Genomic DNA, 22,982 nt, shown 5'->3' with positions numbered 1-22,982 from the left:
TCCTACCATGGCCGCATGTGGGAGTTCGGGGCGCTGCTGTTGCTGCTGGCTGTGATGGGTGTCTTTCTGGCGCCGCGATTCCTGCGGTCGGGGCCACGCGGGGAAGTTCTGGAGGGCACCGTGCTGATCACCGGAGTCAGTCCGCGGCCCGATGCCACGGGCGACCAGTACGTCACGATCAGTGGTGTCCTGCACGGTCCGTCGGTCGCCGAACACGACGTTTACCGGCGTTACGTCGTCGATGTCAGCACCTGGCCCAGCGTGGGAGAGCTGCTGCCGGTGCGTTATTCGCCGCGCAACCCCGACAACTGGAGCCCGCTCGCGCCACCGGGGCAGTGACTGCCCGGCGATTACTGCGGCTGCGACTCCGGCAGTGGAACCGCGCGCGACGTCAGCTCCACCGCATCGCACTCGGCGCAGGATTCCTGCGCACTGGGCCCATGGCCGACCTGCAGCATCTCCTCGACGCTGGCCAGCTTGACCCGCGGCCGGCCGTGCGGCTCACCGATGGAACGCTCGTGAGCGTCGATCAGCTGCCAGTGCTCGGCGGTGACCAGATGCGGTTGGCGCGACAGTAGCCAGCGGTGCAGCTGTACCTCGTGGTCGGCGTCGCGTTCGGGCAATCCCGTTTCGGCCACCCGCGCGGCCAGGTCGGCGGCGAGGGTGTCGACGGTGGCCTGCGAGTCGCTCTTGTTGGAACCGATGACCCCCGAAGGCCCTCGCTTGATCCAGCCGACCACGTACTCGTTGTCGGAGCCCTCGACGCGTCCGGCGGTATGCGGGATGGTGCCGCTGCGCTCGTCGAACGGCAATCCCGCGATCGGTACCCCGCGGTAGCCGACGGAGCGCACCACCAGCTGGGTGGCCAACACCTCGCGCTCGCCGGTGTCGCGCGCGCTGACCCAGCCCTGGTCGTCGGTGACCAGCTCGTTGCGGCCCAGCACGATCTCCTCGACCCGGCCCTCGCCGCGAATCTCGATCGGCGAGGTGGCGAAGCGGAACACGATCCGGCGGTGGCCCGGGCGCAGCGGGCGTCCCACGTAGGTGCGCAACACCTTGACGTTCTGCTTGGGATGCTTGGCGGCCGCTTCGATGTCCTCGTCGGTGATACCGGCGAACTCTGCGGCGTCGATCACGACGTCCACATCGTCGAGGCCCTTGAGATCGCCCAGCTCACGCAATTCGGGGCTGGTGAACGTGGCCTGCAGCGGTCCGCGTCGTCCGATGATCACCACCTCTTCGATGCCGCGCGGCCCCAACGCATCCAGGGCGTGATCGGCGATGTCGGTGCGGCGCAGCTCGTCGGGCTGACTGACCAGAATGCGGGCCACATCCAGGGCCACGTTGCCATTGCCGACGACGATGGCGCGACTGCAGCTCAAGTCGGGGGCGTGATCGGCGAAATGCGGATGCGCGTTGTACCAGCCGACGAAGTCCACCGCGGCGACGCTGCCGGGCAAGTCTTCCCCGGGGATGCCCAACTGCCGATTCGACTGCGCGCCGATCGCGTAGATCACCGCGTCGTAGCGCGCGGCCAACTCCGCGGGCGTCACATGCTCACCGACGGTCACATTGCCGTAGAACCGGAACCGCGGATCGGCCGCGGTCTTCTCGAACTGGGCACTGATGGACTTGATCTTCGGGTGATCGGGCGCCACTCCTGAGCGCACCAGGCCCCACGGCGTCGGCAGCATCTCCAGCATGTCGATGCGCACGTCGACCTCACCGCCTGCGGCCAGCTTGAGCAGGGATGCCGCGGCGAAATAGCCCGATGGGCCGGAGCCGACGATCGCGACGTGATAGGGCCGCATCCTTGAACCTACTTTCGGAGTCGGAAGTCGTTCATGCACCCGCCTAACCCCGATGCTAGAGGTCGCACCCCAAGGGCCGCCGGTAACCTCGATAAACGTGGAACCTGACCGCGCACCCGACATCGCCGCCCTCGACACCACTTTGACCACGGTCGAGCGGGTGCTGGACGTCGACGGACTGCGCAGCCGTATCACCGACCTCGAGCGCGACGCGTCCGACCCGAATCTGTGGGATGACCAGGCGCGCGCCCAGAAGGTGACCAGCGAGTTGTCACACGCCCAGGCCGAGCTGCGCCGGGCGGAGGAACTGCGCCAACGCGTCGACGATCTCCCAGTGCTCTATGAGATGGCCGCTGAGGAAGAAGGTGCGGCCGCCGCCGACGCACTGGCCGAAGCCGACGCCGAACTGGCCAAGCTGCGCGAAGACATCGACGCCTTGGAAGTCCGCACACTGCTGTCCGGGGAATACGACGAACGCGAAGCGCTCGTCACGATCCGCTCGGGTGCCGGCGGCGTGGACGCCGCCGACTGGGCCGAGATGCTGATGCGGATGTACATCCGGTGGGCCGAGCAGCACAAGTACGGCGTCGAGGTGTTCGACACCTCCTACGCCGAAGAGGCCGGGATCAAAAGCGCGACGTTTGCGGTGCACGCGCCCTTCGCCTACGGCACCCTGTCGGTGGAACAGGGCACCCACCGGCTGGTGCGGATCAGTCCGTTCGACAACCAGGGGCGCCGGCAGACGTCGTTCGCCGAGGTCGAGGTGCTGCCGGTGGTGGAGACCACCGACCACATCGACATCCCCGAGGGCGACGTGCGGGTGGATGTCTACCGCTCCAGCGGGCCCGGCGGACAGTCGGTGAACACCACCGACTCCGCGGTGCGGCTGACCCACATCCCCACCGGGATCGTGGTGACCTGTCAGAACGAGAAGTCGCAGTTGCAGAACAAGGTTTCGGCGATGCGGGTGCTGCAGGCCAAGCTGATGGAACGCAAACGCTCCGAGGAGCGGGCCGAGATGGACGCCCTCAAGGGCGACGGCGGCAGCTCGTGGGGCAACCAGATGCGCTCCTACGTGCTGCACCCCTATCAGATGGTCAAGGACCTGCGCACCGAGTACGAGGTCGGCAATCCGGCCGCGGTGCTCGACGGCGACATCGACGGCTTCCTGGAGGCCGGCATCCGCTGGCGCAACAGGCCGGAAGAGGACTGACCCGCATGACCTTGGCCTTTTCTCCGGGGCAGCGCTGGAGCGAGTTGTGGCGCGGGGAGATCGGTGAATGGGTCATCACCAAGGGGCTGCGGATCGTCCTGCTGCTGATCGGGGCGGTGCTGGCATCGCGCTTCATCACCTGGACGGCGCAGCGGGTGACCCGCCGGCTCGAACACGGTTTTGCCACCAGTGACGCGCTGGTGCGCTCGGAAGCCTCCAAGCACCGCCAGGCCGTCGCCTCGGTGATCTCCTGGGTGTCGGTGGTGCTGCTGTGCGTGGTGGTCGGCGTGCAGATCACCACCATCCTCGACATTCCGATCGGATCGTTGGTGGGGCCGGCCGCCGTAATCGGTGGTGCGATCGGCTTCGGAGCGCAGAAGCTGGTGCAAGACCTCCTGAGTGGCTTCTTCATCATCACCGAAAAGCAATACGGCTTCGGTGATCTGGTGCAGCTGTCGATGACCGGGGCGCCGACGGAGGCGCTGGGCACCGTCGAGGAGGTGACGCTGCGGGTGACCAAGCTACGGACTCCCAACGGCGAGGTGTTCACCGTCCCCAACGGCAACATCGTCCGCTCGCTGAACCTGTCCAAGGACTGGGCGCGTGCCGTGGTCGACATTCCCGTGCCTACCAGCGCCGACCTGACTCGGGTCAACGAAGTGCTGCACCAGGTGTGTGAGCACGCCCGCGAGGCCGATGCTCCGCTGCGGGATCTGTTGCTGGACCAGCCCTCGATGATGGGCGTGGAGAGCCTGGAGGTGGGCGTGGTCAACCTGCGGATGGTGGCGCGCACCCTGCCCGGCAAACAGTTCGAAGTGGGACGACGGCTGCGGATCCAGGTGGTGCAGGCGCTGGCCTCGGTCGGTGTCGCCGCCGCCGGTGAGGTGAAGCCGGTGCAGACGCCATGAAACTGCGCGTGGAAAAGCCCGACGATTCGGCGGCCCGAGCCGGCCAGTCTCGATGGAAATGGCCGTCACACTTGTTCGGCGGCCGGGTCCGCACCTCCACCGTGGTGCTGATCATCGCCTTCGGCGCGGTGTGGTGGGTTTATGGCACCTACCGGGAGGAAGCGAAGCCGCCGCCCGCCCCGCAAGTGGTTCCGCCGGGTTTCATCCCCGACCCGGCCTACACCTGGGTGCCGCGCACCAGGCTGCAGCAACCACCGGTGACCATCACCGAGACCATCACGCCCACACCCACCACGGTCGAGGCGCCTCCACCCGAGGAGCCGCCGGCCGTCGAGCCGCCGCCGCCGTCGCCGGTGCCGGGATTCCCGTTCTGCCCGCCGCTGTGCCCCCCGCCCAGTCCGGTCCCTCCCGAGCAGCCGGGACAGGTGCCCCCGGCCGCCGAGGTGCCGCCCGTGCCGACGCAGCCCGCACCGGCGGCCCCGCCCGGCGCGCCGACGCCGTCGGCTCCGCCCGGCGCCGGCGCCCCATCCGGCTAAACTGCGTGCCGTGATGATCACGCTCGACCATGTCACCAAGCAGTACAAATCGTCGGCCCGTCCGGCGCTCGACAATGTCAGCGTCAAGATCGACAAAGGCGAGTTCGTCTTCCTGATCGGCCCGTCCGGCTCGGGCAAGTCGACGTTCATGCGGTTGCTGCTGGCCGAGGAGACGCCCACCTCGGGTGACATCCAGGTGTCGAAGTTTCACGTCAACAAGTTGGCCGGCCGGCACATCCCCAGCCTGCGCCAAGTGCTCGGGTGCGTGTTCCAGGACTTTCGGCTGCTGCAGCAGAAGACGGTCTTTGAGAACGTGGCCTTCGCGCTGGAGGTGATCGGCAAGAAGCCGGAGATGATCAACCGGGTCGTCCCCGAGGTTCTGGAGATGGTCGGACTGTCGGGCAAGGCGAACCGGCTGCCCGGCGAGCTGTCCGGTGGTGAGCAGCAGCGCGTCGCGATCGCCCGGGCCTTCGTCAACCGGCCGCTGGTGCTGATCGCCGACGAGCCCACCGGAAACCTCGACCCGGAAACGAGTGAGGACATCATGGACCTGCTGGAGCGGATCAACCGCACCGGAACCACGGTGCTCATGGCGACCCACGACCACCACATCGTCGACTCGATGCGCCAGCGCGTCGTCGAGCTGTCGCTGGGGCGTCTGGTGCGCGACGAGCAGCGCGGTGTCTACGGAATGGACCGCTGACGTGCGCTTTGGTTTCCTATTCAACGAGGTCCTGACCGGGCTGCGCCGCAACGTCACCATGACGGTGGCGATGATCCTCACCACGGCCATCTCGGTCGGACTGTTCGGTGGCGGTCTGCTGGTGGTGCGTCTGGCCGACCAGTCCCGCAACATCTACCTGGACCGGGTGGAGTCGCAGGTGTTCTTGGACCCCGAGATCGCCGCAGGCGACCCGAACTGTGAACAGCCGGCCTGCAAGGCACTGCGCGAGCAGATCGAGACCCGCAACGACGTGAAGTCGGTGCGCTATCTGAACTCCGACGACGCCTACGCCGACGCCATCCGGAAATTCCCCGAGTTCAAGGACGTGGCGAGCAAGGATTCCTTTCCGGCATCGTTCATCGTCAAGCTGGAGAACCCGGAGCAGAGCAAGGACTTCGACGCCGCGATGCAGGGGCAGCCGGGCGTGCTCAGCGTGCTCAACCAGAAGAAGCTGATCGACCGACTGTTCGCCGTGCTCGACGGGCTCAGCAGTGCCGCGTTCGCGGTCGCGCTGGTGCAGGCGATCGGGGCCGTGCTGCTGATCGCCAACATGGTGCAAGTGGCCGCCTACACCCGGCGCACCGAGGTCTCCATCATGCGCCTGGTGGGTGCCAGCCGCTGGTACACGCAGCTGCCGTTCCTGGTGGAGGCGGTGCTGGCCGCGACGGTGGGTGTGATCATCGCGATCATCGGGTTGATGGTCGTACGCGCGCTGTTCCTCGACAACGCGCTGAGCCAGTTCTATCAAGCGCATCTGATCGCACGGATCGACTACGCCGACATCCTCTACATCTCGCCGATCCTGCTGCTGCTGGGCGCGGCGATGGCCGCCGCCACCTCCTACGTGACGCTGCGGCTCTATGTCCGGCGGTAGTGATGGCTAAGAAGGCCTCGGACAAGGGCAAGGGCAAGAAGCCCGATAAGCAAATCGTCGCGTCGAATCGCAAGGCGCGGCACAACTACACGATTCTCGACGTCTACGAGGCCGGGGTGGTGTTGGTGGGCACCGAGGTCAAGAGCCTGCGCGCCGGTCAAGCCTCGCTGGTGGACGCGTTCGCCACCGTCGATGACGGCGAGGTGTGGCTGCGCAACATGCACATACCCGAGTACCACCACGGCACCTGGACCAACCACGAGCCGCGGCGCACCCGCAAGCTGCTGTTGCACCGGCGCCAGATCGACATGCTGATCGGCAAGATCCGCGACGGCAACCTGACCCTGGTCCCGCTGTCGGTGTACTTCTTCGAGGGCAAGGTCAAGGTGGAACTGGCGCTGGCACGCGGTAAGCAGGCCCATGACAAGCGCCAAGACCTTGCCAAGCGTGATGCGCAACGCGAAGTCACCCGGGCGCTGGGGCGCCGCGCCAAAGGCATGTGCCCGCCGGTGCGGGAATGAACCGGCGCCGATTTGTCGTTGCAACCGCGTACCATGAAGTGTCCGCCGAAAGCCGGTGGGCAAACACCCAGGACAGGGGGCTGAAAGGTTTCGACTGCGTGTGTCGAATCAAGGGAAGCGTGCCGGTGCAGGCAGGAGACCACCGTTAAGCGTCGCTGTAAACAAGTAAGCGCCAAGGCACTTACGCCGGCTAAGGTCGCTCTTCAGAGCGACTTCGCCCTCGCTGCCTAAGCGAGGCGGGCCTGTCAGACCGGGAGCTCCCTCGGCCCGGACCCTGGCATCGACTAGAGGGATCCACCGATACGTCCGGTCGCGGGATGTATCGGGACACCAACAGCGACTGGGATCGTCATCTCGGCTTGTTCGCGTGACCGGGAGATCCAAGTAGAGGCATAGCGAACTGCGCACGGAGAAGTCTTGAGGGAATGCCGTAGGACCCGGGTTCGATTCCCGGCAGCTCCACCACTAAAACAGGGACGGGCCAGGACGAAAGTCCTGGCCCGCCTCCGTTTCGGTACGACGTCAACCTGGGTGCCATTGCACCGGGAAGTCATCCGCGCGGACTTATCCTGTTCGCGTCCCGCCCGGTGGGCGAGGCCTCGATCGCGAGGAAGCAGGAGACCTTTGGCCGAGATGATGCGCAGATGACGGACGGCTCAACGCAGGGACGTGGCCGCCTCCTGGGAAAGTCGGCGGTGATCACCGGCGCGGCCTCGGGTATCGGTCGGGCCACCGCGGTGCTCTTTGCGCGCGAGGGTGCCCGCCTGGTCCTGACGGACATTCACGGCGAGCCGCTGTTGGAGCTCGCCGACGAACTGCGGCGCGGCGGGGCGGAGGTTGAGACGGTCGTCGGTGACGTCTCGATTCAGAGCGACGCGGAGCGAATGATCGCGGCGGCGGTCGACCGATTCGGACGGCTCGACGTGCTGGTCGCCAACGCCGGCGTCATCCCGCTCGGCGATGCGCGAGAAGTGACCGCCGCCGACTGGGACAACGTGATGGCCATTGATGGGCGTGGCATGTTTCTCACCTGCAAGTTCGCCATCGAGGCGATGTTGCCCACCGGCGGTGGCGCGATCGTCTGCCTCTCGTCGATCTCGGGGCTGGCCGGGCAGAAGCGGCAGGCGGCCTACGGGCCCGCGAAGTTCGTGGCGACCGGTCTGACCAAGCACCTGGCGGTCGAGTGGGCCGACCGGGGGATCAGAGTCAATGCCGTTGCCCCGGGAACGATTCGCACCGAACGGGTCCAACGGTTTCCGCAGGAGCCCGGCGGGGCCGAGTACTTGGCGGCGGTCGAACGCATGCACCCCATGGGCCGGATCGGAGAGCCGGCCGAAGTCGCCAGCGCCATCGTGTTCCTGGCTTCCGACGACGCGTCGTTCATCACCGGTGCGGTGCTGCCCGTCGACGGGGGATACCTGGCCTGCTGATCCCAGGGCTGGCCGTAGGCACCGTGGACCCGATTCAGTTGTCGGCAATGCCCGCGCCGGCAAGCGCGGGCACCGTGTCCTCGCGGCGCAGGGTGGACTGCAGGCCGGTTTTGAAGCGTTCCAGGATGTCGATGACGGTCTGGCCTTCTGGCGTGTGGCCCCAGATGCTGATGCCCTGATGGGTGCTCGGTTCCCAGGTGGCCTCGTCGACGACGATCGGGTTCCAGCCGAGTTCGAACTCGAATCCCGACGGCGTGACGGCGTAGAACGACAGTTCCTTGTCGTTGGTGTGCTGGCCCACCGACAGTGCCATGTCGAAGCCCAGCTGCTTGACCCGTTGGTAGGCGGCGGTCATGTCGTCGAGCTGGGCGACCTGCACATTGCAGTGCTGGATGGCGGTACGAATGGGATTGAGCGGAAGGCGATTGACCGAGGCGATCGCCACGCTGTGATGGCGTGCGTTGACCCGCAGAAAGCGGATCTTGAACTTCAGGCCGTTGATGGTCTCGTCGATGTAGTCCGACAACCGGGCATCAAAGACGGTGCCGTAGTAGCCGCGCATCTGATGCGGCTTCTTGGTGGCGATGGCCACGTGGCCCATCCCGTCCGCACCGGTGATAAACCCGCCTTGCGCCCCGAGGCGCAGCGGTTGGGCCGCCGGCTGCCCGACGACGTAGATCTCCTGATCGAGTCCATTGGGTCCCGGGAAGCGAACGAACCGTTCCACCCCGCGCAGGTCGGCCTCCTCGGCAGAGCCCTCGCTCAGCGGCACGCCGTGGTCGCGCACGCGTGCCTCGATGATCTCGAAGGCGCCATGGTCGTCGACCTGCCAGCCCAGCGCTGTGGCGTCTTCGGCCGGGCCGCGCTGGAGCAGGAATCGGCACGCGTTGTCGTCCAGCCGGAATCGCAGGGCGCCCGGTAGCGCGTCATCGACGTGCATGCCGATCGCCTCGCCCCCGAAACGTCGCCAATCGCTGAACTTCTCGGTCTCGACCACGACATAGCCGAGGTGGACCTTTCCGAACACGTCGGCTCGGCCGGTCATCGGTGCGCCCAGGTCGAGGTGGGCGCGAGAAACTCCGACACCAGATCGTTGAACAACTCGGCCCGTTCCCATTGCATCCAGTGCCCGGTGCGCGACGTCATGACCAGCTCGGCGTTGGGCATGAGGTTCAGCAGCAGGGGACCGCCCGAGGGGCGGTTGACCTTGTCGTCGCGGCCCCAGAGGACCAGCGTCGGGGTGCGCAGTTGGGCGAGCCGGCGGTCCCGGGTGAGGTCCATCCGCCACAGCGTGCGTGGGCTCGAGGGCCGCCTCAGGGGCGGGTCGGCCACCACCTCCGGATCCAGCGAGGCCTGGTAGCGCAGATCGATCAACTCATCAGGCACGGCCGCTCCGTCGTACACCAGATAGGTCCGAATGAAGTGCGCGAGCTTCTCGCGGCTGGGCCCCTTTTTTCCGTAGTAGGACAGCAGGCACTTGAGGCCGTCGGTCGGCAGGCCGCGGGTGGTCCCGATTCCGCCGGGTCCCATCAGGACGAGTTTGCCGACCCGGCCGGGGTGGTCCAACGCCATCCGCAGTGCCGCGGCGCCGCCGTAGGAATTGCCGACCAGATGCGCTGTTCGCAGATCCAGGGCGTCGAGCAGGCCGACCAGGGCGGTGGCGAGGAATCCGAAGGGGTCGGCGTGATCGACGTGTTTGGTGGAGCGTCCGTAGCCGGGCATGTCGGGGACGATCACCCGGAAGCGTTGCGCGAGTGCGTCAATGTTGCGGGAGTAGTTGGAGATCCCGGTGGCGCCCGGACCACCACCGTGCAGCATGACGACCGCGGGTTGGTCGCCGCCGGTGTCGGTGACGAAGATGTCCGCCTCGCCCACCCGGACGCTGGACTGGGCGGCCGCAGTCAAGGCGCCTCCTTCGGAGGGAATGGTGCTGCTCATGCGTGATCCTTCGCGGGTAGGGGGTGGGTGCGAAATCCTGCCGGGGGCTCGGGCAACGGCCGCCCGGATGCGGCCGCGGCATAGACGAACTTGTCCGGGCGCACCGCGACGGCGGATGCCCTTTTGGCCGTAAGCCAACGGTGCAGGGCGCCATCGCAATCCACCACGGAGCCGTTGGCGGGAGCGGAGCCCGCCGGGCTGATGCGGATCACCGGAACTCCGGCCGAGCGCCAGGACTGCGGCGACACCTCGCCGGTGTGCAGCACCGCCCAGTCGGGTCCGAGGACGTCATCGAGGCGGGTCCGGGTCCCGTGTTCGTCGAGCACCCAGGGTTGGGGAATCAACCAGCCGACCGCGGAATGTCCGTTGCTGGCCAACAGGCCTGAGCGGTAGCGTGCGTCGGGCAGCCAACGGTGATCCCGCACCCATGTGGTGAAGTAGGGAACCTTGCTCAGTGTGCGGAAGATGTGGTTGCGAAGCTTGGCGCGCAGGGGATTTCGCTCGACGATCAGCTTGCCGGTCTTGACTGCGCGCCCGGTGACTTCCTTCACCTGCGGCAGCCGTTCGGCCTGATAGCTGTCGAGCACGGACTCGGGCAGCGAGCCATTGAGTACCTCGGCCAGCTTCCAGCAGAGGTTGCCGACATCGCGGACCCCGGCGCACATGCCCTGACCGATCCATGGCGGCATGGCGTGCGCGGCGTCGCCGGCGAGGAAGATCCGGCCCGCCCGCCACTGGTCGGCGAAGCGGACATGATGGCTGTAGCAAGCGAATCCAAGGATCTCGACGTCGTCTTTGGTGATGCCTTGGGCGTCCAGCACCGCCCAGATGGCCTCCTCGCGGAGGAATGACTTCTCGTCCTCCTCGTCACGCACGGGAAACTCCCAGCGGTGATGTCCGAGCGGGGTCGGGCAGTCGACCGTCGGTCGTTGCGGGTTGCAGTGGAAGCGCAGTTGGTCGTGGCCGGGCCACTCTTTGATCACCTTGGTGTCGATGACGATCCAGCGTTCGGCGAAGGTGCGGCCGCCGAAACCGATTCCCAGTTGGCCCCTGATGGGACTGGAACCGCCGTCGCAGGCGATCACATACCTGGCTTGGACTCTGCTCTGGGTGCCGGTAGGCAGCTCGGTCAGCGACAGCTCGACGCGATCGGGAAACTGGCGAAGCTGGCCGCATTCGTGCTCAAGCAGCACGGTCACGTTGGAGAATCGCTCCACCCCGGCTCGCAACGCGTGGTCGACCGCCGGTTGGTAGATGAACTGCTGGGGCGGATGGCCATTTCCGCGATCAGCGGGAAGCAGTGTGACGAACGGCGCGCCGGCGGCGTCGACGAAGTGAGCGCCGGCGCCGGGTTGCATGTCGGCGGTGAGTCGCTCGGCCAGGCCGACCTGCTGCCAGATGCGCATCACCTCTTCGTCGGTGGAGATCGCGCGGGCACGGAAGTAGACGTCGGGATCTCGTTCGATCACCACGACCCGCAGGCCGGCCTGGCCCAAGAAGTTGGCGGCGGTGGCCCCGACCGGGCCGTACCCGACTATCGCGACGTCGTACATCGCTTGATCAACCATGGTTTCTCGCATCCCTGCTGGTCGTCGTCGACCGGAGCGCTTGTTCCGTAGTGATCGATACGGTAATGTAGTGATCGCTACGGAGTCAAGGGATGGGAATGGTCATGGCAGGCGAACAGCCTCGGCGCCGTCAGCGCCGAGCGGACGGGGAGTTGTCCCGTACCCGCATCCTCGATGCCGCCACGGAGATCGCGGCCGAACGCGGCTATGAGGGCACCAGCATCGGCGCGGTGAGTTCCAAGTGCGGGCTCCCGGCCAGTTCCATCTACTGGCACTTCAAGGACAAAGACGACCTGATGGCCGCGGTCATCGAACGCAGTTTCGCCAATTGGCTCCAGGTCTGGCAGCTACCGCCCGATGTCATCGCCCGCGACCGGCTCGTCGAGGTGGCCGTCGGTACGGCCAAGGCGCTGTCCGATTCCCCGGACTTCCTGCGGCTGGGTCTGATGCTGGCCCTCGAGCGCCGACCGGTAGAACCGCGCGCCAGGGCGATGTTCGTCAAGGTGCGCCAGCAGGCAACCGACGCGCTCACGGCCAGCATCGCCGACATGGACCTGGGTCTGACTGCGGCCCAAGTGAACCAGCTGGCCGCCTATGCCATAGCCGGAGCTGACGGGTTGTTCATCGCCAAGGAGATCGGTGGCGACAGCGTGGACCTGATCTCCCTGTTCGCCCTGCACGGCAGGGTGCTCTACGACACCGCCCTTCGCATGATCGACGACAACGACCAGCGATGACCACGGCTCGGTGACGTTTCACTTCGTCTGAAGGACAGCCATGGGAACGCAACCTCGGACACCGGTGGCCATCATCGGATCCGGAAACATCGGAACCGACCTGATGCTCAAGATCATTGGCGACGACGGTCCCTTGAGAGTGGGGGCGCTGGCCGGAATCGATCCCGATTCCGACGGCCTCGCCCGGGCGCGTCGTCTCGACGTGCCGGTCACCACCGAAGGCGTCGACGGGCTGCTGAAGATGCCGGAGTTCGACGACATCGGCCTGGTCTTCGACGCCAGCTCCGCCACCGCGCATCGGCACAACTGGGCCACACTGCGTGACACCGGCCGCCGGGTGGTCGACCTCACCCCAGCGGCGCTCGGGCCGTACTGCGTACCTGTGGTCAATCTCGCCGAGCACCTGGATGCACCGAATCTGAACATGGTGACGTGCGGGGGACAGGCCAGCGTGCCGATCGTCGCGGCCATCAGTCAGGCCGGCATCGTCGCCTATGCAGAGACCGTCGCCGCCATCGCCTCAAAGTCCGCCGGACCAGGGACCCGCGCCAACGTCGACGAGTTCACCGAGACGACCGGCGCGGCATTGCGGACCCTCGGTGGCGCTCAGCGCGCCCGGGCGATCCTCATCCTCAGCCCGGCCGACCCCCCGACCATGATGCGCACCACGGTGCATTGCCTGGTCGACGGTGATGTCGACCACCGCGTCATCGAGACGTCCGTCCTGAGCATGGTGAAAGACGTGCAGGAATACGTGCCCGGTTACCGGCTCAAACAGCGGGTGCAGTTCGACACCGTCACCACCGACGCCCCCCTACTCATTCCCGAGACCGGAAAGTTCATCGGCACCCGCGTGACGGTTCTGCTCGAGGTGGCCGGCGCCGCGCACTACCTGCCTGCCTATGCCGGAAACCTCGACATCATGACCTCGGCCGCCAAAGCCACCGCCGAGCGGCTCGTCACTCACGCAGACCAGGCGGCGGGAGCCGCCCGATGACCTCGATCTACGTCAGCGATGTCACCCTGCGTGACGGGATGCACGCGGTCAGGCACCAGTACACCACCGACCAGGTCACTGCGATCGCCACCGCCCTGGACCGCGCGGGGGTGGACTCCATCGAAGTCGCCCACGGCGACGGGCTGGGCGGCTCGACATGCAACTACGGGTTCGGTGCGCACACGGACCTGGAGTGGATCGAGGCCGCCGCCACCGCTGTCAGGCGGGCACGTATCGCGACCCTGCTGCTGCCGGGAATCGGGACCGTGCGTGACCTCAAAGACGCCCATCGTGCCGGCGCCACCACCGTGCGGGTTGCCACCCATTGCACCGAGGCGGATATCTCGGCCGAGCATCTGCGCGCCGCAGCAGAACTCGGCATGGACCCGGTCGGATTCCTGATGATGAGCCATATGGCGCCGCCGGAAGCGCTGGCAGCGCAGGCCAAGCTCATGGAGAGCTACGGTGCGCGCTGCGTCTACGTCGTCGACTCCGGGGGCGCCATGCTCATGCGCGACGTCGCCGCACGCGTCGGAGCGCTGCGGCAGGTGCTCGACCCGTCAACGGAGATCGGCATCCATGCCCACCACAATCTGTCCCTGGGCGTGGCCAACTCCGTCGTCGCGGTCGAGAGCGGCGCGGTCCGTGTCGACGCGTCGCTGGCCGGAATGGGGGCAGGCGCGGGCAACGCGCCCCTGGAGGTGTTCGTCGCCGCGGCGAGCCGCATGGGGTGGGACCACGGCTGCGACCTGCATGCCCTCGAGGATGCCGCCGACGACATGGTCCGCCCCCTGCAGGACCGTCCCGTTCGGGTGGATCGCGAGACGCTGACACTCGGCTACGCGGGGGTGTACTCGAGCTTCCTGCGGCACGCCGAAGTGGTGGCGGCCCGCTACGGCCTCGATGCCCGATCGCTGCTGGAAGAGGCCGGTGGCCGCGGGCTGGTGGGGGGCCAAGAAGACCTGCTCGCCGACATCGCCCTGGACCTGCTATCAACGCGGCAGCCGGAGCCGTCGGCCCCAGCAATTCCGGCCCACTGATTTCGGCTCAACCCGGGACTCGCGGGCGTACCGTCACCCTATGAAGCCCACGGTGGCGGTCATCGGTGCCGGGATGTCCGCCACCCCCAGGTACTAGACCGGGAGCACATCATGACCGCAGTGCAGTCCAGGGCAGATTCGACGATCACCGTGCGCAACCCTGCGACCGGAGCGGTGTCGGGCACGGTACCGATCGATGACCCGGCGACGGTGGCCGCCAAAGCGGCTCAGCTGGTTTCGGCTCAACCGGAATGGGAGGCCCTGGGTCCCCTTGGGCGTAAGCGGTGGCTTTTGGCGTGGCAGGACTGGATCCTGGACAACGCCGACCACATCACCGAGGTGCTGATCTCAGAAACCGGAAAATCGCACGGCGATGCCAGCATCGAGGCCGTCGCCACGGCAGACGCCATCGCTTACTGGGCAAGCCATGCCAAAGAGTTCCTTGCCGACCGTCATCCCAAGGCGCACAGCCCGCTGTATCGGGTGAAGCGATTCACCACCGCCTATCGGCCGTATCCGTTGGTCGGGGTCATCACGCCGTGGAACTTCCCCTTCGCGATGCCGGGCCTCGACGTGCCGCCTGCGTTGGCAGCCGGCGCCGCCGTCTTGCTCAAACCGTCGGAGGTGACTCCGCTGTCAGCGGTGGAATTCGTGCGTGGATGGACTGAGATCGGTGCGCCACCCGTGCTGGGCCTGACCACCGGCTACGGCGAGACCGGCCAGGCGCTGATCGAGCACGCCGACTTCCTGCAATTCACCGGATCTACTGCCACCGGACGCAAAGTTGCCGTGGCGTGCGCGCAACGCCTGATTCCCTACGGACTGGAGCTCGGCGGAAAGGACCCGGCGATCGTGTTGGCCGACGCCGACCTCGATCGCGCCGCCAACGGTATTGCCTGGGGCGGATTGTTCAACTCGGGCCAAGTATGTGTGTCGGTGGAGCGCGTCTACGTCGAAGCTCCGGTCTACGACCAGTTCGTCGCGAAGTTGGCGGCACGCGTAGGTGAGGTTCAGCAGGGCCACGACGGCGACACCGGGGCGATGGCGACCGAAGCGCAACGCGACATCGTCGCGCGGCATGTCGATGAGGCCAGGGCTGCCGGAGCCCGAGTTGTCACCGGCGGCTCAGCCACGGGGGTGGGGACCTACTTCGCCCCGACGGTGATCGCCGATGTCGACTCGTCCATGACGTGCATGACTGAGGAGACGTTTGGGCCGACGCTGCCGGTGATCAAGGTCGCCGACGAGAACGAGGCCGTCCGGCTCGCCAACGACTCGCCGTACGGATTGTCGGCGACGGTGTGGACGGCCGACAAGCGACGCGGCGAGCGGCTGGCACGCAGGTTGGAAGTCGGCGCAGTGAACGTCAACGACGCGTTGGTCAACGTCTTCTGCCCCGGGCTGCCAATGGGTGGCTGGAAGGAGTCCGGAGTGGGTTACCGGGCCGGCGGCGCCTCGGGAATCCTCAAATACTCTCGGCAGCAGGCTATTACGTCCCCGCGGCTGCCCACCCAGAAGTCTGAACTGCTGTGGTACCCCTCATCCAAGCGCCGGATGGCGGTCGCGCTGGGAGCCATGCGGGTGTTCGCGGCGCGGGGAAGGCGGCGCTTCGGGCGTAGGCCGAGCAGCGGCTAGGACACCTAGCGCTTGTCAGAGTCGTGATTCCACGTTTCGGGCAGGAGGGGTGCCGCCGGTCCGGGGCCGAATGTGTTGCCGTGCAGGCGCGCAAGTCCTGTAGCGCCTGCATCGCTTCGCTGCGCTGTTCCGGTGAATCCCAGTGTTCCCGCGCCGGATTCCGACTGGGCGTGTGTCGTCGTCGCGTCGGAGGATCCGGTGTCCACGGCACCTAGCGTCATGGTGGCGTCGGCGTACTCCCTCATCTGCGCTCGACGCCGCCGCCGGGCCCGCAGCGGCGCGCGGGCTGCCGGTGAGCGGGCCGCGGCGGCGGCCGAGGCGCCAGGGGCTGGCGCCCTGGACGGGTCGCGTCCGGTCAGAGTGGGCCCGGAGCCTTCGGCGTGGCCCCCGCTCACCAGGTAGGCGAACGCTTCGGCGCCGCTCGCCGGCATGGCTGGACCGGTGGTCGTGGCACTGGCCGGGCCAGCGGAGGTCCCCGCGGAACCGGTGATACCGCCCCCGACACCCACGGCGGCGGCGAACGGCTGGTGGGCCGGTCGGGCCAGGATCAGGTGCGGTGCGGGGGCGGGTTCGGGCTGCGGTTCCGCGATGACCGGCTCCGTCGGCGCCTGCATCCTTGCGATGAAGTCGTTGATGGCGTTGATCAGCAGCGGCAGCACGATCGGTATCCGAACCGGGATCGTCACGATGAACAGGAACGTCGACCAGAACACGAGGTTCCAGAAGATGAACCAAAACCAGCGGTTCGCCTCCTCGATCGGATCCGTCGGCTCGTGGTCGTCGCCCCCGGTCCCGGTGTCCGCGGCCAGGATCGGCGGCGCCGGGTCCGAGTCGGGTAGCGACGCAAGGGCAGCACCGGAGGTCGCCTCGTAGGTAGCCATCACGGTGGCTGCCTGCACCCACATGCGGGTGTAGTCGGCCTCGTTGAGTGTGATCGGGATGGTGTTGATGCCAAAGAAATTTGTGGTGGTCAACACCGCGTGGACAGCGTGATTGTGTGCCAGCTCTGCCGGGTGGGGCATGGCGGCCACGGCCATGCTGTAGGCGGCCGCAGCGACCTCGTGCTGGGCGCCGGTGCGGGCGCTGTCGATGCTGGCACGCGTGAGCCACTGTAGGTAGGGGGCGTGCGCAGTGGCGTACCTGTCCGCGCTGGGGCCTCGCCAGGCCGCTGACCGCACGTCGCCCAGCATGGCGATCAGTTCGGTGGCCGCAGCCGAGTATTCGAAGCTCAGAGCCGACCAGGCGCCCGCGGCGGCCAGCAGGGCGGCGGGACCGGGACCGCCCCTCAACAGTGCGGAATGCACCTCGGGAGGGGATGCAATCCAACCACCGTTCACGCCAGACACCAATTTCTACGAGCGGCACTGATAAATAACCTCAAGATAGCATTGCCTAACCTAATTTCTGGGTCCTTGGCGGCGGGAACTAGGGCCGCCCTGCGCGCGCTGGCCCGCGGTAAGAAGACCGTCACGTTGGTAACGGCGAGCCGGGAGGTGGACGGCAGTCACGCCGCGGTATTGGCCAACCTGCTCGCGCGTCAGTGATTGGGTGCGGAGCAAGCCTCCCGATTCAGCGATTAGCGAGACTGTCTAAAGTCATCGGGTGACCTCCGATTCCCCGGCCGCTCGACCGCGGTTGACGCGGGAGATCTGGGTACTGCTCGTCGCGAACTTCTTGATCGCGCTCGGCTACGGGCTGGTGTCGCCGGTTCTGCCGGTCTACGCCCGCCATTTCGGGGTGAGCATCTCTGCGACGACATTCCTCATCACCGCGTTTGCCTTGACGCGATTACTCTTCGCGCCGGTCAGCGGCCTGCTCATTCAGCGACTGGGCGAGCGTTGGGTCTATGTCGCGGGCCTGTTGATCGTCTCGGTGTCCACCACGGCCTGTGCCTTCGTGCAGACCTACGGGCAACTGCTGTTCTTCCGCGCCCTCGGCGGCGTCGGCTCCACGATGTTCTTCATCGCGGCGGTGGGCCTGATGATCCGGATCAGCCCCGAAGACGCGCGCGGCCGAGTCGCAGGCCTGTTCGCCACCGCGTTCCTGCTGGGCACGGTGGGCGGTCCGGTATTGGGCAGTCTGACGGCAGGTTTCGGCCTCAGTGCGCCCTTCTTGTTCTACGGTTCGGTGCTGATCGTCACGGCCACCGGCGTCTTTGTCAGCTTGCGCCACTCGCATTTGGCGGAAGCGGCAGAGCCGACGGGGCCCACGGTGTCGGTGCGGACTGCGCTGGGCAATCGCGCGTACCGCTCGGCGTTGCTGGCGAACTTCGCCACCGGCTGGTCGGTATTCGGCCTGCGGGTCGCGTTGGTCCCGTTGTTCGTCACCGAAGTCCTGGGCCGCGGCGCCGCCTTCGCCGGCCTGACGCTGGCGGTGGTGGGGGTCGGCAACGTCTGCGCGGTGCTGCCCAGCGGTCAGCTCTCCGACCGGATTGGCCGCAAGGGGTTGCTGATCGCCGGCTTGGCCGCATCGGGCGTCACGACGGTCCTGCTGGGGGTGAGCGCATCGCTGGTGGTGTTCCTGGTGGTGGCCTACCTGACCGGGGTGGCATCGGGAATCTACGGATCGCCGCAGCAGGCCGTGATCTCCGACCTGGTCGGTAACCAGGCCAGGGCGGGCACGGCGGTGGCGACCTATCAGATGATGGCTGATTTCGGGTCGATCGTCGGTTCGTTTGTGGTCGGCCAGATCGCCGAGCGGATGTCCTTCGAGTGGGGATTCGCCGTCAGCGGAGTGGTGTTGCTGGTGGCGGCGCTGACCTGGTTCTGGGCGCCGGAGACCCGCGCGAGCAGCCCGATCGGCGAGACCGCCGACACGACGTGGCTAGGCTCGGTTGATGGTGACGCTGGACCGGCTGGTCAACGTGGTGGGCAGCTACGGGGTTCGCCTGAGGTTCTGCTCGATCCCGAGGACGACGCCGCTGAGCAGTGTCGTGATGCACGAGGTTGCCGGTGAACGGGCCGTCGTCGGCGATGTTCTGCTGGCGGTCGGTGCCCGCTCGGTAAAGGAGGCCGTGCGCTGGGCGGTCGCCGCCAAGGCGGTCGCCGTTCTGGTGCGCGATGTCGACGACAAGGCCTCGTTTGTCGGCGAGGGTGAGGCGCTGGCCGTGCTGGTGGTGGACGCGGCGGTGTCCTGGAGCGAGCTGGCCGCGGTGGTCTACGGACTGGTGCTCGAAGGTCGCGAGACCGATTCGGGGCGCGGACCGACGGACCTGTTCGCCGTGGCGGACAGTCTGGCCGAGGCGGTTGCCGGTGCCGTCACCATCGAGGATCAGGTCGGACGGGTCTTGGCCTACTCGCGCGGACAGCGCAACGCCGACCCGGCTCGCTCGGCAACAATCTTGAATCGGCAAGAGTCCGAGCCACTTCGGGAACTGTTTCACAAGCGCGGCGTACTCGCGCATTTGGATCTTCACGACGAGCCGCTGTTCGTAGCGGCCGATCCGGAGCACGGGTTGACCGGGCGGATGGTGGTGGCGGTGCGTGCCGGCCGGGAACTGTTGGGGGCGGTTTGGGTGGCCTGCCCCGCCGCGTTGAGCGGCACGCGGCTGACCGCCCTGGCTGACGGCGCTCGTACGGTGGCATTGCATGTATTGCGGTCACGAGCCAGTGCGGACTTGGAGCGTCAGGTCGAATCGGATTGGGTGACCAGGCTTTTGGATCATCAGACCGACGCTTCCGACGCCGTCGCCCTGGTTGCCAGGTTGGGGCTGCCGCCGTCGCCGCTGCGGGTGATCGCCGTGCACACCCGGATCGCCACGCAGCCGCACGCCGGGCTGTTGTTGGCCTTCGAGGCTGTCACCACTGGCTTCGGCTGGTCACGGCCAGGCCGAAGTGCGCTGGCCGCCAACACCGTCTACACCCTGCTGCCGGCCGAGGACGCCGACGCCGCACGGCAGTGGGTGCGGGGCCTGGTGGGCGCGCTGTCGCCGCACGCCAGCGTGCTGGCCGGAATCAGTGCGAGTGCCACTGCCACCGAGCTGGCCATGGCGCGTCGCGAGGCCGAGGAATGCCTAGCCCTGCACGAAGCAAGCCCGGACAGCATTCCGCCCGCCTACGACGAGTCCTGGGGCGAGATCGTCCTGCGCCGGCTGCACACCGCCGCCCGAGCCGGCCGGGTGCCCACCCGAGGGCCGGTCGGCGAGCTGCGCCGCCACGATGCCACCCACAACACGCCGTATGTGGCCACGCTGCGGGCCTGGCTGGACGCGCAGGGCGATCTTGCGCGGGCTGCCGAGCAGCTGGGCGTGCACGAGAACACGGTTCGCTATCGGCTGCGCAAGATGGCGGAGGTCACGCCGCTGGGCCTGGAGGAGCCGCGAACCCGATTCGCGGCGATGATCGAACTGGCCGCCGGAGACATGTCGGAAATCGACAAACACTGACGGTGCCGTTGTGAGAATCGGGCAAACCAGATGCCCGATGACGGTCGCATCATGGAGAGATGGGTGCGACCAACCGGATCGACGGCGCGCCACGATCGGTGATCGTGGTGGGTGCCGGCATCGTCGGGTTGTCCACCGCCTGGTTTCTGCAGGAACGCGGTGTCGACGTCACCGTTGTCGACCGTGTCGGGTTCGCGGCGGGCTCCTCGTGGGGTAACGCCGGCTGGATCTCTCCGGCCCTGGCGATTCCGCTCAATGAGGCGGCGAACCTGCGCTTCGGCCTGCGCTCACTGTTGAGCCCTACCGCGCCGCTGCAGGTGCCGCTGACCTCCGGCCCGGCGCTGTGGGCGTTCTTGGCTCGGTTTGCCGCCAATAGTCGTCCCGCGGCGTGGCGGCGTGCGGTACGGGCCAACGCGCCGCTGAGCGCGGAATGCCTTGAGGCCTATGACGTCCTGCTCGCCAATGGCGTGGACGCCCCGATCACCGATGCCCCGATCACGGCGATCTTTCGGACCTCGGCCGACGCCGAGCGACTACTCGAGGAACTGCGCCGATTCTCCGAGGCCGGCCAACCGGTGTTCGGCACCGAACTCACCGGAGCGGCCCTGGCCGAGCGGGTGCCGTTGGCGTCCTCAGCCGTGGCCGCCGGGGTACAGATCGACGGCCAGCGCTTCCTTGACCCCGGCCGATTCGTGACCGCCCTCGGTGGCGTGGTGGTGCAGCGTGGCGCGGCCCTGCGCATTCTCGACGTGGCCGATGTGGCGCCCCAGGGGGACCGAGTGGTCGTGACCAGCCGCGAGGGCACGACCCTGACAGCGGACGCGGCGGTGATCGCCAGCGGTGCCTGGCTATCGCGACTGGTGGCGCGCTGGGTTCGGGTGCCGGTGCGGGCCGGACGCGGCTACTCCTTCTCGGTGCCGGTGGACGGGCCGGTCACCGGGCCGATCTACCTGCCCGATGCGCGGGTGGCCTGTACGCCGTTGAACGCCCGGTTGCGAGTCGCGGGCACCATGGAGTTCGGCGATGCCGACGGGCCGATCATCCCGGCCCGCGTCGAGGCGATCGTGGCCGCGACCCGGCCGCTGCTTGACGGTGTGCACTGGGACGAGCGCACCGACGTGTGGGTGGGTCCACGCCCGGTCAGTCCGGATGGGCGCCCGCTGGTGGGGGAGGTGTGTCCGCGCACCGTCTATGTCGCCGGTGGGCATGGCATGTGGGGCATGACGCACGGTCCGGTGACGGGTCGCCTGCTGGCCGAGCAGATCACCACCGGCAAACAGTCCGCCGTGCTGCGTGACCTCGATCCACTGCGCTGACCCGTCGGGTCGGTGGGTTCGGCAATCAAATGCTGTTGTGAAGGAGAACTGTCAATGACTGATACGCACGGTGTGTGGATGACCCCGCAGGCCAAAGAGCGGCTGCTGGCTGAACTGGCGGAATTATCTGCACCGCAAGAGGTCTCGGCTGCAGAGGAGATCGATGATCAGCAGGCGCGACAGGCGCGCATCCACCAGATTCACGACCTGCTGGCCGTTGCCGTAGTGGGGCAGGACCCCCCGGATGACGGAGTCGCCGAGCCGGGCATGGTGCTCACCGTCCGCTACGGCGACGGCGACACCGAGACCTTTCTGCTCGGGGTGCGTGATGACGATCAGAGCGGGCTGGAGGTCTACTCCCCACAGTCGCCGCTGGGCATGGCGATCACCGGAGCACGGCCGGGGGAGGAACGCAGCTACACGGTGCCCAGCGGGGCTCGGGTGACCGTGACGCTGCTCGACGCCGTGCCGTACGGACGGCATCAGACCCAGCGTCCGGTCTGAAAACAGGCCATCTGCGCAGCTGTTTTGAACCTTGGCGTGGCTGTGGTGTAGCTTCGATGAGCACGACAACGCGGGGCTATGGCGCAGCTGGTAGCGCACCACACTGGCAGTGTGGGGGTCAGGGGTTCGAGTCCCCTTAGCTCCACTCATTTCGATGGGTATTGGTTCACTCCGCGCCGGCGGCGCGCAATTCTGACAAGATCGTCAGGTGAACGCAGGGTCACGAACTTCGATCCGCATCGTTACCCTAACGAGTCAATTGGCCGCCATGGTTACTTACACGCCTGTGATACGGTTCTTTTTGCAGTCATCAGATTGCGTGTCCGGGGGGGCAGGATACTAATCATCGGAGTTTACGTGAAGAGCCTCGGGAGACTCGTTACAGCGATATTCGCCGGTATCGGCTTTTATTCGGGTGCGTTAATTGTCGGTGCGCCAGCGGGTGCATTCCCCATGGCGCCGCTGCCCAGTGGGGGGCCGGTGTGTGCGGGTGGAGTGATCGCTCAGACCGCCGGTGACGGTGGGGTGCCGGCCGGAGTCGCCGGTGCCGCCGGCGCTGCCGGTGCGCTCCCGTGCGCGGCCGATGTGACCACACTTGCGGGACCAGTGCCTATGGGGCTTCCTGGGCCGGTCCCCCCGATTCCGATCGCCCCGATCCCGGTGGTGCCCGGACTGCCTCCGCCCGTGCCGCTGGTGGCACCGGGGCCGGCAGGTGCCGCTGCGGCCAGTCCGATTGCCGGATTGGCGACGGACGCCATCAGTGCGCCGATCGGGTTGGCCGGCGGAACTAAATAGCTCGTCGCAGAAAAGGTCCGCGAACATCAGTTCGCGGACTTTTTCTTTATG

Annotated in this window: 22 protein-coding genes, 1 tRNA gene, 1 other RNA gene and 1 pseudogene; 20 read left to right on the top strand and 5 right to left on the bottom strand. The window is 67.2% G+C overall.

Annotation, left to right across the window (positions count from 1 at the left end):
- Positions 1–15: 15 nt before the first annotated feature.
- A complete protein-coding gene (locus BST15_RS00200) occupies positions 16–339 on the top strand; it encodes a hypothetical protein (protein ID WP_046190666.1) in 324 nt (107 codons plus the stop codon).
- A gap of 98 nt (positions 340–437) precedes the next feature.
- On the opposite strand, the pseudogene BST15_RS00195 reads toward BST15_RS00200, so the two are convergent.
- Positions 438–1,811: pseudogene (locus tag BST15_RS00195) on the bottom strand (FAD-dependent oxidoreductase); the annotation flags it as partial.
- Positions 1,812–1,908: 97 nt separating this feature from the next.
- Between BST15_RS00195 and prfB the strand changes: the two are divergent.
- The 8 genes from prfB (at position 1,909) to BST15_RS00155 (ending at position 8,017) form a co-directional block, all read left to right on the top strand.
- Positions 1,909–3,024 carry a peptide chain release factor 2 gene (prfB, locus tag BST15_RS00190; protein WP_046190665.1) on the top strand — a complete coding sequence of 372 codons (1,116 nt, stop codon included), beginning with the start codon at positions 1,909–1,911 and terminating at the stop codon, positions 3,022–3,024.
- A gap of 5 nt (positions 3,025–3,029) precedes the next feature.
- The gene (locus tag BST15_RS00185) at positions 3,030–3,932 is read left to right on the top strand and encodes a mechanosensitive ion channel family protein (RefSeq protein WP_046190664.1); all 903 of its coding nucleotides are present in this window, start codon (positions 3,030–3,032) and stop codon (positions 3,930–3,932) included.
- The gene (locus tag BST15_RS00180; protein ID WP_046190663.1) at positions 3,929–4,468 is read left to right on the top strand and encodes an Rv3103c family proline-rich protein; all 540 of its coding nucleotides are present in this window, start codon (positions 3,929–3,931) and stop codon (positions 4,466–4,468) included. Before BST15_RS00185 ends, BST15_RS00180 begins: the two co-directional genes overlap by 4 nt.
- Before the next feature lie 13 nt (positions 4,469–4,481).
- Positions 4,482–5,171 carry a cell division ATP-binding protein FtsE gene (gene ftsE, locus BST15_RS00175; RefSeq protein WP_046190662.1) on the top strand — a complete coding sequence of 230 codons (690 nt, stop codon included), beginning with the start codon at positions 4,482–4,484 and terminating at the stop codon, positions 5,169–5,171.
- A gap of 1 nt (position 5,172) precedes the next feature.
- The gene (gene ftsX, locus BST15_RS00170) at positions 5,173–6,066 is read left to right on the top strand and encodes a permease-like cell division protein FtsX (protein ID WP_046190661.1); all 894 of its coding nucleotides are present in this window, start codon (positions 5,173–5,175) and stop codon (positions 6,064–6,066) included.
- Positions 6,066–6,587, top strand: coding sequence for an SsrA-binding protein SmpB (gene smpB / locus BST15_RS00165; protein WP_420093279.1), 522 nt, complete (start codon positions 6,066–6,068; stop codon positions 6,585–6,587). The genes ftsX and smpB overlap by 1 nt, the downstream gene beginning before the upstream one ends.
- A 76-nt stretch (positions 6,588–6,663) precedes the next feature.
- Positions 6,664–7,052, top strand: a transfer-messenger RNA (tmRNA) gene (gene ssrA, locus BST15_RS00160).
- A gap of 179 nt (positions 7,053–7,231) precedes the next feature.
- Positions 7,232–8,017 (top strand): SDR family NAD(P)-dependent oxidoreductase, encoded by a 786-nt coding sequence (locus BST15_RS00155; RefSeq protein ID WP_046190671.1) that lies wholly within the window; start codon positions 7,232–7,234, stop codon positions 8,015–8,017.
- Between the two features lie 34 nt (positions 8,018–8,051).
- Here the strand turns inward: BST15_RS00155 and BST15_RS00150 are convergent, their stop codons facing one another.
- From BST15_RS00150 to BST15_RS00140, 3 genes are read right to left on the bottom strand one after another with little or no spacing between them, the layout of a single operon-like run.
- Complete coding sequence (locus BST15_RS00150; protein ID WP_046190660.1) at positions 8,052–9,062, bottom strand: VOC family protein; 1,011 nt, start codon at positions 9,060–9,062, stop codon at positions 8,052–8,054.
- On the bottom strand, positions 9,059–9,955 hold the full coding sequence (locus BST15_RS00145; protein WP_046190659.1) for an alpha/beta fold hydrolase: 897 nt from the start codon (positions 9,953–9,955) through the stop codon (positions 9,059–9,061). Before BST15_RS00145 ends, BST15_RS00150 begins: the two co-directional genes overlap by 4 nt.
- A complete protein-coding gene (locus tag BST15_RS00140) occupies positions 9,952–11,523 on the bottom strand; it encodes a bifunctional 3-(3-hydroxy-phenyl)propionate/3-hydroxycinnamic acid hydroxylase (RefSeq protein ID WP_046190670.1) in 1,572 nt (523 codons plus the stop codon). The genes BST15_RS00145 and BST15_RS00140 overlap by 4 nt, the downstream gene beginning before the upstream one ends.
- 104 nt (positions 11,524–11,627) lie before the next feature.
- Here BST15_RS00140 and BST15_RS00135 point away from each other — a divergent pair, with 104 nt between their 5' ends.
- The 4 genes from BST15_RS00135 (at position 11,628) to BST15_RS00120 (ending at position 15,932) form a co-directional block, all read left to right on the top strand.
- Positions 11,628–12,260 carry a TetR/AcrR family transcriptional regulator gene (locus BST15_RS00135; RefSeq protein WP_046190669.1) on the top strand — a complete coding sequence of 211 codons (633 nt, stop codon included), beginning with the start codon at positions 11,628–11,630 and terminating at the stop codon, positions 12,258–12,260.
- Between the two features lie 40 nt (positions 12,261–12,300).
- Positions 12,301–13,257 carry an acetaldehyde dehydrogenase (acetylating) gene (locus BST15_RS00130; protein ID WP_165757085.1) on the top strand — a complete coding sequence of 319 codons (957 nt, stop codon included), beginning with the start codon at positions 12,301–12,303 and terminating at the stop codon, positions 13,255–13,257.
- Positions 13,254–14,297 (top strand): 4-hydroxy-2-oxovalerate aldolase, encoded by a 1,044-nt coding sequence (dmpG, locus tag BST15_RS00125; RefSeq protein ID WP_046190657.1) that lies wholly within the window; start codon positions 13,254–13,256, stop codon positions 14,295–14,297. The genes BST15_RS00130 and dmpG overlap by 4 nt, the downstream gene beginning before the upstream one ends.
- A gap of 111 nt (positions 14,298–14,408) precedes the next feature.
- Positions 14,409–15,932: an aldehyde dehydrogenase family protein gene (locus BST15_RS00120; protein WP_046190656.1), complete on the top strand. Its 1,524-nt coding sequence runs from the start codon at positions 14,409–14,411 to the stop codon at positions 15,930–15,932.
- A gap of 5 nt (positions 15,933–15,937) precedes the next feature.
- Here the strand turns inward: BST15_RS00120 and BST15_RS00115 are convergent, their stop codons facing one another.
- A complete protein-coding gene (locus BST15_RS00115) occupies positions 15,938–17,236 on the bottom strand; it encodes a PPE family protein (RefSeq protein ID WP_234808410.1) in 1,299 nt (432 codons plus the stop codon).
- 108 nt (positions 17,237–17,344) lie between these two features.
- Between BST15_RS00115 and BST15_RS22990 the strand changes: the two genes are divergently transcribed.
- From BST15_RS22990 to BST15_RS00085, 7 genes are all read left to right on the top strand, one after another.
- Positions 17,345–17,476, top strand: a complete 132-nt coding sequence (locus BST15_RS22990; RefSeq protein WP_264002417.1) for a DUF488 family protein — start codon at positions 17,345–17,347, stop codon at positions 17,474–17,476.
- Positions 17,477–17,534: 58 nt separating this feature from the next.
- A complete protein-coding gene (locus tag BST15_RS00110) occupies positions 17,535–18,887 on the top strand; it encodes an MFS transporter (protein ID WP_165757084.1) in 1,353 nt (450 codons plus the stop codon).
- Complete coding sequence (locus tag BST15_RS00105; protein WP_046189952.1) at positions 18,769–20,316, top strand: PucR family transcriptional regulator; 1,548 nt, start codon at positions 18,769–18,771, stop codon at positions 20,314–20,316. Before BST15_RS00110 ends, BST15_RS00105 begins: the two co-directional genes overlap by 119 nt.
- 59 nt (positions 20,317–20,375) lie before the next feature.
- A complete protein-coding gene (locus tag BST15_RS00100) occupies positions 20,376–21,632 on the top strand; it encodes an NAD(P)/FAD-dependent oxidoreductase (protein ID WP_046189953.1) in 1,257 nt (418 codons plus the stop codon).
- A gap of 54 nt (positions 21,633–21,686) precedes the next feature.
- Positions 21,687–22,136 (top strand): GreA/GreB family elongation factor, encoded by a 450-nt coding sequence (locus BST15_RS00095; protein ID WP_046189954.1) that lies wholly within the window; start codon positions 21,687–21,689, stop codon positions 22,134–22,136.
- Between the two features lie 72 nt (positions 22,137–22,208).
- Positions 22,209–22,281, top strand: a tRNA-Ala gene (locus BST15_RS00090).
- Positions 22,282–22,589: 308 nt separating this feature from the next.
- Positions 22,590–22,931, top strand: a complete 342-nt coding sequence (locus tag BST15_RS00085; RefSeq protein WP_052734828.1) for a hypothetical protein — start codon at positions 22,590–22,592, stop codon at positions 22,929–22,931.
- Positions 22,932–22,982: the final 51 nt, after the last annotated feature.

Source organism: Mycolicibacter arupensis (assembly GCF_002086515.1).
GTDB classification, from domain to species: domain Bacteria; phylum Actinomycetota; class Actinomycetes; order Mycobacteriales; family Mycobacteriaceae; genus Mycobacterium; species Mycobacterium arupense.
Note: the sequence above shows the minus strand (reverse complement) of the source record. Positions and strands in the feature narration are given on the sequence as shown.